Annotated in this window: 9 protein-coding genes; 6 read left to right on the top strand and 3 right to left on the bottom strand. The window is 29.3% G+C overall.

Going from position 1 to position 9,621, the window contains the following annotated elements; genetic code table 11:
* Nucleotides 1-21 precede the first annotated feature (21 nt).
* Complete coding sequence (locus BLU40_RS16515) at nucleotides 22-1,092, bottom strand: anhydro-N-acetylmuramic acid kinase (RefSeq protein ID WP_090126313.1); 1,071 nt, start codon at nucleotides 1,090-1,092, stop codon at nucleotides 22-24.
* Between the two features lie 100 nt (nucleotides 1,093-1,192).
* On the opposite strand from BLU40_RS16515, the gene BLU40_RS16520 reads away from it, so the two are divergent.
* Nucleotides 1,193-2,335, top strand: a complete 1,143-nt coding sequence (locus BLU40_RS16520; protein WP_090126316.1) for an acyl-CoA dehydrogenase — start codon at nucleotides 1,193-1,195, stop codon at nucleotides 2,333-2,335.
* Between the two features lie 34 nt (nucleotides 2,336-2,369).
* Here the strand turns inward: BLU40_RS16520 and BLU40_RS16525 are convergent, their stop codons facing one another.
* Nucleotides 2,370-2,810, bottom strand: a complete 441-nt coding sequence (locus BLU40_RS16525; protein ID WP_090126342.1) for a LexA family protein — start codon at nucleotides 2,808-2,810, stop codon at nucleotides 2,370-2,372.
* The gene (locus BLU40_RS16530; RefSeq protein WP_090126319.1) at nucleotides 2,807-4,060 is read right to left on the bottom strand and encodes a Y-family DNA polymerase; all 1,254 of its coding nucleotides are present in this window, start codon (nucleotides 4,058-4,060) and stop codon (nucleotides 2,807-2,809) included. Before BLU40_RS16530 ends, BLU40_RS16525 begins: the two co-directional genes overlap by 4 nt.
* A gap of 118 nt (nucleotides 4,061-4,178) precedes the next feature.
* Here BLU40_RS16530 and BLU40_RS16535 point away from each other — a divergent pair, with 118 nt between their 5' ends.
* The 5 genes from BLU40_RS16535 to BLU40_RS16555 are packed head-to-tail and all read left to right on the top strand — an operon-like array spanning nucleotide 4,179 to nucleotide 9,534.
* Nucleotides 4,179-4,772, top strand: a complete 594-nt coding sequence (locus tag BLU40_RS16535; RefSeq protein ID WP_175454822.1) for a TetR/AcrR family transcriptional regulator — start codon at nucleotides 4,179-4,181, stop codon at nucleotides 4,770-4,772.
* Nucleotide 4,773: 1 nt separating this feature from the next.
* On the top strand, nucleotides 4,774-6,144 hold the full coding sequence (locus BLU40_RS16540; RefSeq protein WP_090126325.1) for a TolC family protein: 1,371 nt from the start codon (nucleotides 4,774-4,776) through the stop codon (nucleotides 6,142-6,144).
* Nucleotides 6,145-6,151: 7 nt separating this feature from the next.
* The gene (locus tag BLU40_RS16545; protein ID WP_090126328.1) at nucleotides 6,152-7,144 is read left to right on the top strand and encodes an HlyD family secretion protein; all 993 of its coding nucleotides are present in this window, start codon (nucleotides 6,152-6,154) and stop codon (nucleotides 7,142-7,144) included.
* 2 nt (nucleotides 7,145-7,146) lie between these two features.
* Nucleotides 7,147-8,316 (top strand): ABC transporter permease, encoded by a 1,170-nt coding sequence (locus tag BLU40_RS16550; RefSeq protein ID WP_090126331.1) that lies wholly within the window; start codon nucleotides 7,147-7,149, stop codon nucleotides 8,314-8,316.
* Nucleotides 8,317-8,319: 3 nt separating this feature from the next.
* Complete coding sequence (locus BLU40_RS16555) at nucleotides 8,320-9,534, top strand: ABC transporter permease (protein ID WP_090126334.1); 1,215 nt, start codon at nucleotides 8,320-8,322, stop codon at nucleotides 9,532-9,534.
* Nucleotides 9,535-9,621 lie beyond the last annotated feature (87 nt).

Genomic DNA, 9,621 nt, shown 5'->3' on the forward strand with positions numbered 1-9,621 from the left:
GCCAACAAATATACTAAATCTTTAGTGCTTGAATGTTAATATTTTTCCTGATGAATGGTTTTTGGCAGCCCCAGTTACACTACTTAAGCAATTCACCTGATTTTCAACCCTTAACACTCCTAAAAATGCAAAAACTAAAGCTTCTTTATAATCAATTAAAGCCTTATTTGGAATTATTACCGTGCTTTTTGTTAAAGTTTTTAAACGCAACATTAAAAAAATATTAAATGCTCCGCCACCAGTAACCAAAACTTTTTTTGCCTCAGATTTTTTTAAAACCAAATTTATTTGAACTGCAATATGTTCAACAAATGTTCTTAAAATATCTTTAATCTCTAATTTATAAGCATCAATAATTGGAAAAACTTTTTCAGTAACAAACTCGAACCCTAAAGATTTTGGAACTGGCAAACTATAAAACTTCATTTCATTTAAATCCTTAAGTAAATTTTCATTTACAATTCCTTTTTCTGAAATCTCTCCTTTATCATCATAATTAAACCCTAGTTTTTTTACATAATGGTTTAATACAATGTTTGCAGGGCAAATGTCGAAAGCAATTCGTTCTTTATTTTTTTCAAAAGAAATATTAGCAAAACCACCCAAATTTAAACAGTAATCATATGCCGAAAATAATAACCTATCTCCTATGGGAACTAATGGTGCTCCTTGCCCACCAAGCTCCACATCTTGAGTTCTAAAATCGCAAACAACTTTTAATTTAGTTGTATTGCATATTGACTGCCCATCACCAATTTGAAGTGTATACCCTTCATCTGGTTTATGAAAAATTGTGTGACCGTGAGAAGCAATAAAATCAACTTCGGCAATATTATTTTTTGAAATAAATTTATTTATTAATTCTCCTAAATAAGAACCGTATTTAATGTCTAGCAAGTTTAATTCTTCTATAGATTTATAAAACCCATTTCTAAGTGTGTCTTCCCATAATTTAGGGTACCTTATCGTTTCTGAATTAATGATTTCATAAGTATACTTTTCGCCAGTTTTAGAGATTTTAGTATACACTAAATCTACACCATCTAATGATGTTCCAGACATTAAGCCAATTACTTTCCAAATTTTACTCATTGTTACGGTTTTTCTTCGCTTTGCATATTTAATAAAAATAATATAAAAAAAAACCTATATTTGAGAAATATCAATCAATTATTTAAAACTTTTATTAATTATGGATTTTAATTTATCTGAAGAACACATCATGATTCGTGATGCAGCTCGTGATTTCGCTCAGAACGAGCTTTTACCAGGTGTAATTGAACGTGACGAAAACCAAAAATTCCCTACGGAACAAGTAAAAAAAATGGGAGAACTTGGTTTTTTAGGTATGATGGTCGATCCTAAATATGGAGGAAGCGGATTGGACGCTGTCTCATATGTATTGGCAATGGAAGAAATTTCAAAAATAGATGCTTCTGCCTCAGTAGTAATGTCGGTAAACAACTCTTTAGTATGTTGGGGGTTAGAAACTTTTGGTAGTGAAGAACAAAAACAAAAATATTTAGTTCCCTTAGCCAAAGGTGAAATTATTGGAGCTTTTTGTTTAAGTGAACCAGAAGCTGGATCAGATGCTACATCACAAAAAACAACAGCTTTTGAAAAAGATGACCATTATTTATTAAATGGTACTAAAAACTGGATTACTAACGGAAATAATGCAAGTGTGTATTTGGTAATTGCTCAAACCGATATAGACAAAGGCCACAAAGGTATCAATGCATTTATTGTTGAAAAAGGAACTCCAGGGTTTGAAATTGGACCTAAAGAAAATAAACTAGGTATTAGAGGTTCAGACACACACTCTTTAATGTTTACTGATGTTAAAGTACCTAAAGAAAATAGAATTGGCGAAGATGGTTTCGGATTTAAATTTGCTATGAAAACCTTAGCTGGTGGACGTATTGGAATTGCTTCTCAAGCCTTAGGTATTGCTTCTGGAGCGTATGAATTAGCTCTAAAATATTCTAAAGAACGTAAAGCTTTTGGTAAAGAAATTAGCAAACACCAAGCTATTGCTTTTAAATTAGCTGATATGGCTACACAAATTGAAGCTGCTCGTCATTTATGTATGAAAGCTGCTTGGGATAAAGACCAAGGCAAAAACTACGATTTAAGTGGTGCAATGGCAAAATTATATGCTGCCGAAATGGCTATGGATGTTACTGTTGAAGCTGTACAAATACATGGTGGTTATGGTTTTGTAAAAGAATATCACGTAGAACGTTTAATGCGTGATGCTAAAATTACTCAAATTTATGAAGGTACTTCTGAAATTCAAAAAATTGTAATTTCTAGAAGTGTTTTAAGAGATTAAAATATTTAAAAGGGTTTCTATTCTAGAAGCCCTTTTATAGTTTTTTTATAACATACGTTACAATTCCCCAAACAATAAACTCGTTACTATTAGTAACTTTAATTGGTTCGTAACTTTTGTTTTCAGGCATTAGATATAAACAATCTTCTCCCATTTTTATTCTTTTTACGGTAAATTCGCCATCAATCATACAAACAGCAACTTTACCATCTCTAGCCTCAATACTTTTATCTATAACTAATAAATCTCCATCTTCTATATTTGCATCTATCATAGAGTTTCCTCTAACTCGAGCATAAAAAGTAGCATCTTCATTATTAATTAATTCTTTATCTAAACTAATTCTAATTTCTTTAAAATCTTCTGCTGGCGAAGGAAAACCTGCTGCAATATCTTCATTAACAATTGGTCTAATTGTTATATTAGATTTTTCAGGCTTAAAAATTGTAATTTTATCTATTGCTTTTTGTTTCATTTTGTACAATTAATTTCCATTACTTCATCAATAGCTGTTGTAAATCTAGCCGACAAATATTCTTGCTTCATTTTCCACGTTTTATAATCTTGATTTGCTATTTTTAATTTAGGCTTACTATATTTTAAATTTAACTTATCAATTACATTCATAATAACTTTATGTTTGGGATTAACATCATCAAATAATGAAAATTGATGTTGACTTTCTGGTTGAATTCCCATAACAATTACACCTGCTTTTTTATACTTATATCCTTCTTTATAAATACTTTCAAGCCCTTTTATAGCATATTGACATATTGTAATACTCGAATTTGTAGCGTGTGGTAAAGCTATAACTGTACCTTTACTAATTCGTTCATCCACATATTTACTTGTTTTTAAAAATACATATAAAAACCTACTTTCTGAGTTTTGTTTACGTAATTTTTCTGCACAAGCATTTGCAAAAGTAGCAATACGTTCTTTTATAGGTTGGTATGTTTTTAACGCGTATTCAAAGGTTCTAGTTGTTGCTATATTTTTTTTAGTTTGAAATTTTTCAAACCCAATTGTTGGCTCACCCGTTAAATCTTTTTTTAATCGCAAACCTACAACTGAAAACTGTTTTCGAACAAACTCATCTGGAAGCTGGGTAAACTGGTATGCGTTTTCTACTTTATGTTGAATTAGTTTTTTTGAAATTCGCCTGCCAATACCCCAAACATCTTCAACATTAGTCCACTTTAAAGCTTTTTCTTTCTGAGTTTTGGTTAAAATTGTATAAACTCCACCAGTTTTTTTATCATATTTTTTAGCAATCTTATTAGCTACTTTTGCTAGTGATTTTGTAGGTGCAACACCAATACTAACAGAAACTCCAACCCATTTTTCAACCGTACGCTTAATTTCTAAAGCGTATGTATTTAAATCTTCATTTTTAATATGATTTAATTTAAAAAAAGCTTCATCTATTGAATAAACTTCTACACTTGGAGAAAATTTATTTAATACAGACATTACTCTTGAACTTAAATCTCCATACAAAGAGTAATTTGAAGAAAATACCTGAATATTATTTTCTTCAAAAGCAGATTTAAATTTAAAAGCCTCTGCTCCCATTGGCACATATTTTTTAGCTTCTTTACTACGCGCAATTACACAACCATCATTATTAGATAAAACCACAATAGGTTTATCTTTTAAAGATGGATTAAAAACTCGTTCGCACGAAGCATAAAAACTATTACAATCTAAAATTGCGTACATACCTCATTATTTAATTCAAAATTAAATAGAATATTTCACCTAATAAAAAACAATAAGCAATTAATAAATGAATGAATGTTTATTCATATATTTACATAAACTAAAAAAACAAACAAATATGGCTCGTAAAATAGATGAAGATAAGTTAGTTAGAATTAAAAATGCCACTATGAAAACTATAGTTGATTATGGTATTGAAAAAACCACTATTGCTATGATAGCAAAAAACGCAAACGTAAGTGGCGGTTATTTATATAGACTATACAGCGGTAAACAAGCATTAATTGAAGAATTATATTACGATAAAGTTGTTGCACTTAATAATGAACTTGAATTTTTAATTGGTTTAAACCCAACAAGCGCAAGTTCAATAATAGAAGCTTTTATTCAAAATAGAATTGTTTTTGCTTTAAACGAAGCTGAAGCTTCTAAATTTTACTATCAATTACTACACAATAATAATTTTAATGTAAACGATGATTTAAAAAATCGAAACATCGCACTAATAGAAATCATTAAAAATATTGGAGTTAAAACTGGTGAAATTCATAAAAATGTAAGTATACTTCAAATACATTTTCATCTATTTATGTATGTAGTAGATTATATTCACTTCAACCTTAAAAATGCATTTGCTAATGGAACCATAGCAGATAGTGATGTTCAATACCTAACACAAAACATATTAAATATTTTAAAAAAACCGAATTAAAATGAATTCTAGCTTAAAATGGTTTTTTAAACCTTTAATAAATAAAATAGTATTTCTAACGCTACTTATAGCAAACTGTATAAATGCTCAAGAATTAACACTGCAAGATGCGTATAGTTTAATGTTGTCTAAAAATGGAAATTTAAACGCATCGCAACAAGAAGTCAATTCAAAAAAAGAAGAACAAAAAGCTATGAAAGGGTTAAAATACCCATCACTTAGTATTTCGGGTATGTATGCTCACTTAGAAAATGACATTGGTTTCGATTTAAATGAAGAACGTACAATGGTTAGTGGTTTACTTGGCTTACCAGATCCTTCGTTATTGGGTGATTGGAATTTTACAGTTCTTGATCAAAACTTAGGCTTTGCTACTGCAGATATTAGTTGGCCAATTTTTGCTGGTGGAAAAATAAATGCAGCGAATAAAGCTTCAAAAATAAAGTTAGAACTTTCTGAAAATGAACACAGAATTAAAGAAAATGCGCTTACTATTAAATTAATAGATTACTACTTTAAATTAAAGCTAGCCATTGAAGCGAAAAATTTACGAAAAAAAATATATGAGACTATCGAAATTCATAGTAAACACGCAACTAAGTTATTTGAAAACGGAATTATTCCTGAAGTTGAAACTCTAAATGCTAAAGTTGCATTATCCAATGCTAAAAGAGAATTACAAGCTGCTAAAAAAGATGTTTCATTAGCAACAACTGCTATTAAAAATTTAATTGGCGGAAAAAATTTTAATTCTGCTTCAACAAAATTTATTGTTCCTTCAATACAAGTTTCTTTGCAAGAATTTCAGCAAAAAATGATTCAAGAAAATGAACAATTAAAATTCTTAGAAAAAAATCAAGAGCTTGCAAAAATTGGGGTAAAAGTTGAAAATAGTGAATACTTTCCAAAAGTAGCGCTATTTGGAAAACATAGTTTATGGAAAGACAATTTATCTCTTGTAGATATAAATTGGGTAGTTGGTGTTGGCGCAACTTGGAATATATTTAATGGTTTTGAAAGAGAACATAAAATAAAAGCTGCAAAACATAAGGTTATCCGGGTTCAACAATTAGAAAAACAAGCAAAACTAAATTTAAACACATATACCGAAAAATTATACAATCAATTAGAAAAACAATATGAGCAATACAATAGCTTAGCTACTGATGAAGAGCTTGCCGAAAAACTAAAGTATATGCGTACTAGAGCTTTTGAAGAAGGTACAGGAACTTCGCTCGAAGTTATTGATGCCACACTTAAAATGACTCAAATAAAATTATTTAAAATAAAAGCACTGTACCATTACAATTCAACCTATGGCGAATTAATGGTTAGCTTAAATCAAACCGAAAACTTCTTCAACAAAATTTAATATTAATATGAAAAATTCACAAGTAATAAAATCAGCTGTAAGCATAATTATCATTGCTATTTTAGTATTAATAAGTATTTGGTTTATAAGCAAACCTAAAACCGTAATATTACAAGGAAGAATAGAAGCAAAAGAAATCTATTTATCATCCAAATTACCTACTCGGTTAAAAACCATTGAAGTTAAAGAAGGTACAAGTGTAGTAAAAGGGCAATTATTAGCTACTTTAGAAAGCCCAGAAATTGATGCTAAAGAATTACAAGCAATTGCAGCTAAAGATGCAGCCAACGCTCAAAAATCTAAAGCTAAAAATGGTGCTAGAAAAGAAGAAATACAAGCCTACAAGAATCTGTATGAAAAAGCTACTGCAGGAGCCAATGTTATGCAAAAATCGTACGAACGTATAGAGAATTTATTTAAAGACGGAGTAGTTTCAGCTCAAAAAAGAGATGAAATGTTTGCCAAAAAAGAAGCTGCCCTTAACGATAAAAAAGCCGCGTATAATAAATACCAAATAGCTTTAAAAGGAGCAAGAGCAGAAGATATTGAAGCAGCTAGTGCTTTGGTTAGAAGAGCTGAAGGTGCAATTACAGAACTAGAAAGTTATAAAAACGAACGCTATATAAAAAGTCCAATTAATGCAGAAGTATTAAATTTTTTACCTGAAGAAGGAGAGTTAATTGGTGTAGGTTACCCTGTTGCTCATTTGGTAGATTTATCAAACTCTTACGCCATTGTAAATGTTAAGGAAACTAGTTTATATAATTTTAAAAAAGATTCAAAATTTACAGCAACCATTCCAGCATTAAATAATAAAAAAATCACATTTAAAATTTATTATGTTGCTGCTTTGGGAGATTATGCAACCTGGAATGCAACTAAATCTACTGGTGATTTTGATATAAGAACTTTTGAAATTAAAGCAAGTCCAATTCAAGCAGAGCCAGAACTAAGACCCGGAATGAGTTTATTAATTGATTATTCTCAATTTAATAATTAAGAATGAAATCATTTTTACATATTGTAAGGCGAGAATTTAGATTGCTATTTCATAACAAATCTATGTTTATTTTTGCAGTAATATTACCTTTTGTATCAATGGTGTTTTTTCACACTTTACTACACAATGGTGTAGCAAGAGATTTACCAATTGCTGTTATAGATTTAGATAATTCATCCATTTCTAGAAATATTATCAGTCAGCTAGATGCAACTCCAGAAATTAAAGTTTGTTTTAAACCTGCCAACCAATTAGAAGGCGAAAACTTAATAAAAGAACTTAAAGTATATGGCCTTGTAACAATTACAAAAAACTTGGGTAAAAATTTAAAACAAGGTAAACAAGCAATAATCTTAAATCAATTTAATAGCAATTTACTACTACCATCTGGTTTAGAAAATAAAGCGTTTAAACGTGCAATTGGAACAATATCAGCAAGTATAAATATTCAAAAACAACTTAAACAAGGAGTTTATATTAACCAGGCAAAAACAAATTATCAACCAATAACATCAAATAATCACGTACTCTCAAATCCTTATACAAATTATTCGTATTATTTAAACTCAGGGTTTCTCACACTTTTTTTTCAAATATTTGTAATCCTAACTACTATCTATTGCTTTGGAAATGATTTAAAATACAATAAGGGCGAAAAATTGTATAACATTGGTAAGGGAAATTTAATAACAATAATATTTGGTAAAATTACACCATATACTTTATGGTATTTTTTAGTTGGTTTAATTATGTTGTTTACAATGTTTATTTGGGGAGATTTCCCATTAAATGGAAATAAAGCAGCCATTATTTTAAGTATATTTTTATTAATTATATCTTCGCAAGCATACGCCATTTTGTTTATAGCCATAAGCAAAAGTTTTAGAGAGGCACTAACATTTGGATCAGGATTCGCAGCTGTAAGTTTATCTTTTTCAGGTATTACATTTCCAATTTATGGAATGCCTAAAATATTACAATGGGTAAGTCAATTATTTCCATTCACTCATTTTTTCAATTTATTTTTAGATCAAACTCAACGTGGTATTCCCGTATATTTTTCATTCTATTCAATTGCATTTTTGGTAGCTCTAACAATAATTCCTGTTTTTATAGTATTCAAAAAACTAAAATCACTTCTAATTAAAGGCTCCTACCCAAATACAATTTAAGCTATGAAAACAATAATCAGTAAATATCAAAAAACTAAACTCTCTTATAAAAATGCCTTTCTTGCAGAATGGAACGCTATAAAAAATGATAAAGCTGTAATAAGTACTTTCTTTTCAGTTGCCTTTATAATATTAGCGGTTTATACTTATATATATTCTAACGAAATTATTACTGAAGTTCCTATTGCTATAGTTAACCAAGATGGTTCAAAAACAAGTAGAGATTATATAGCTATGCTAAATGCCTCAGATGGTATAAAAACAATAGCTACATACACCAATTTACAAGAAGCAAAAACAGATTACTATTCTAAAAAAATAATGGGAATACTAATCATACCACAAAACTTTGGTAAAGATATTAGAACTTCAACACAAACTACTATCACTTCATTTAGTGATGCGTCAAATATGATTTTCTATAAAAAAGTATTGGTAGATATATCAGTAGCAACAGGTTATTTTAATGCAGGCATAGTTATAAAAAAAACAATGGCTAATGGAATAGCCGTATCTCAGGCAACACAAGAATATAGCCCTATTAAAACAATATCTACAAGCTTATTCAATACGTCATCTGGTTATGCAACATATATGGCACCAATGTTAACTGCATTAATTGTGCAATTAGTATTACTTATGGGAATAGGTATAATTAACGGATCACAAAAAGAAAATAAAACAATAATTAAAACATTTCCCCAAGTTTTAAATAAAGGAGGTACAATAACAACACTCGCAGCAAAATCAACTATATACTTATTAATATTTGCAGTTATTCTTCCCATACAATTTGGATTAATATATACAATCTTTTCAATACCTCTAAGAACAAACTTACCTATCGTTTACCTTTTTGCATTACCATATTTAACATCAGTTATTTTCTTAGGTATAGCAATTAGTTCATTATTTAAAAGGAGAGAAGATTCAATAGTGTTTTTAGTTTTAGTCTCTATACCCTCTTTAATGCTAAGTGGATTATCATTTCCCACAGAAAACTTTTATCCCTTTTATCAAGAATTAGCAAAATTATTACCATCAACTTCAGGTATAAAAGGATTCGTCAAATTAACCCAAATGGAAGCCTCCTTTACACAAGTACTCTCCGAGTGGAACCATCTCTGGCTATTAACACTTATTTATTTTATAATTGCAATAATAACATTAAAATTGAGAGCAATAAACGAACAAACAAAAATTCTAAAAACTCAATAATATTTTGGGCGTGTCGGTAAATAAAAATTTACCGTCGCGTCTTTCGTTAAATCTTTTGCAAAAAAAGCAAAAGGATACCACTTCAAC

Source organism: Lutibacter oricola, from assembly GCF_900106565.1.
Taxonomy (GTDB): domain Bacteria; phylum Bacteroidota; class Bacteroidia; order Flavobacteriales; family Flavobacteriaceae; genus Lutibacter; species Lutibacter oricola.

Bases quoted from the DNA above. Each gene is read 5' to 3' on its own strand.
- BLU40_RS16515 (WP_090126313.1), bottom strand. From the start codon at position 1,092: ATGAGTAAAATTTGGAAAGTAATTGGCTTAATGTCTGGAACATCATTA.
- BLU40_RS16520 (WP_090126316.1), top strand. From the start codon at position 1,193: ATGGATTTTAATTTATCTGAAGAACACATCATGATTCGTGATGCAGCT.
- BLU40_RS16525 (WP_090126342.1), bottom strand. From the start codon at position 2,810: ATGAAACAAAAAGCAATAGATAAAATTACAATTTTTAAGCCTGAAAAA.
- BLU40_RS16530 (WP_090126319.1), bottom strand. From the start codon at position 4,060: ATGTACGCAATTTTAGATTGTAATAGTTTTTATGCTTCGTGCGAACGA.
- BLU40_RS16535 (WP_175454822.1), top strand. From the start codon at position 4,179: ATGGCTCGTAAAATAGATGAAGATAAGTTAGTTAGAATTAAAAATGCC.
- BLU40_RS16540 (WP_090126325.1), top strand. From the start codon at position 4,774: ATGAATTCTAGCTTAAAATGGTTTTTTAAACCTTTAATAAATAAAATA.
- BLU40_RS16545 (WP_090126328.1), top strand. From the start codon at position 6,152: ATGAAAAATTCACAAGTAATAAAATCAGCTGTAAGCATAATTATCATT.
- BLU40_RS16550 (WP_090126331.1), top strand. From the start codon at position 7,147: ATGAAATCATTTTTACATATTGTAAGGCGAGAATTTAGATTGCTATTT.
- BLU40_RS16555 (WP_090126334.1), top strand. From the start codon at position 8,320: ATGAAAACAATAATCAGTAAATATCAAAAAACTAAACTCTCTTATAAA.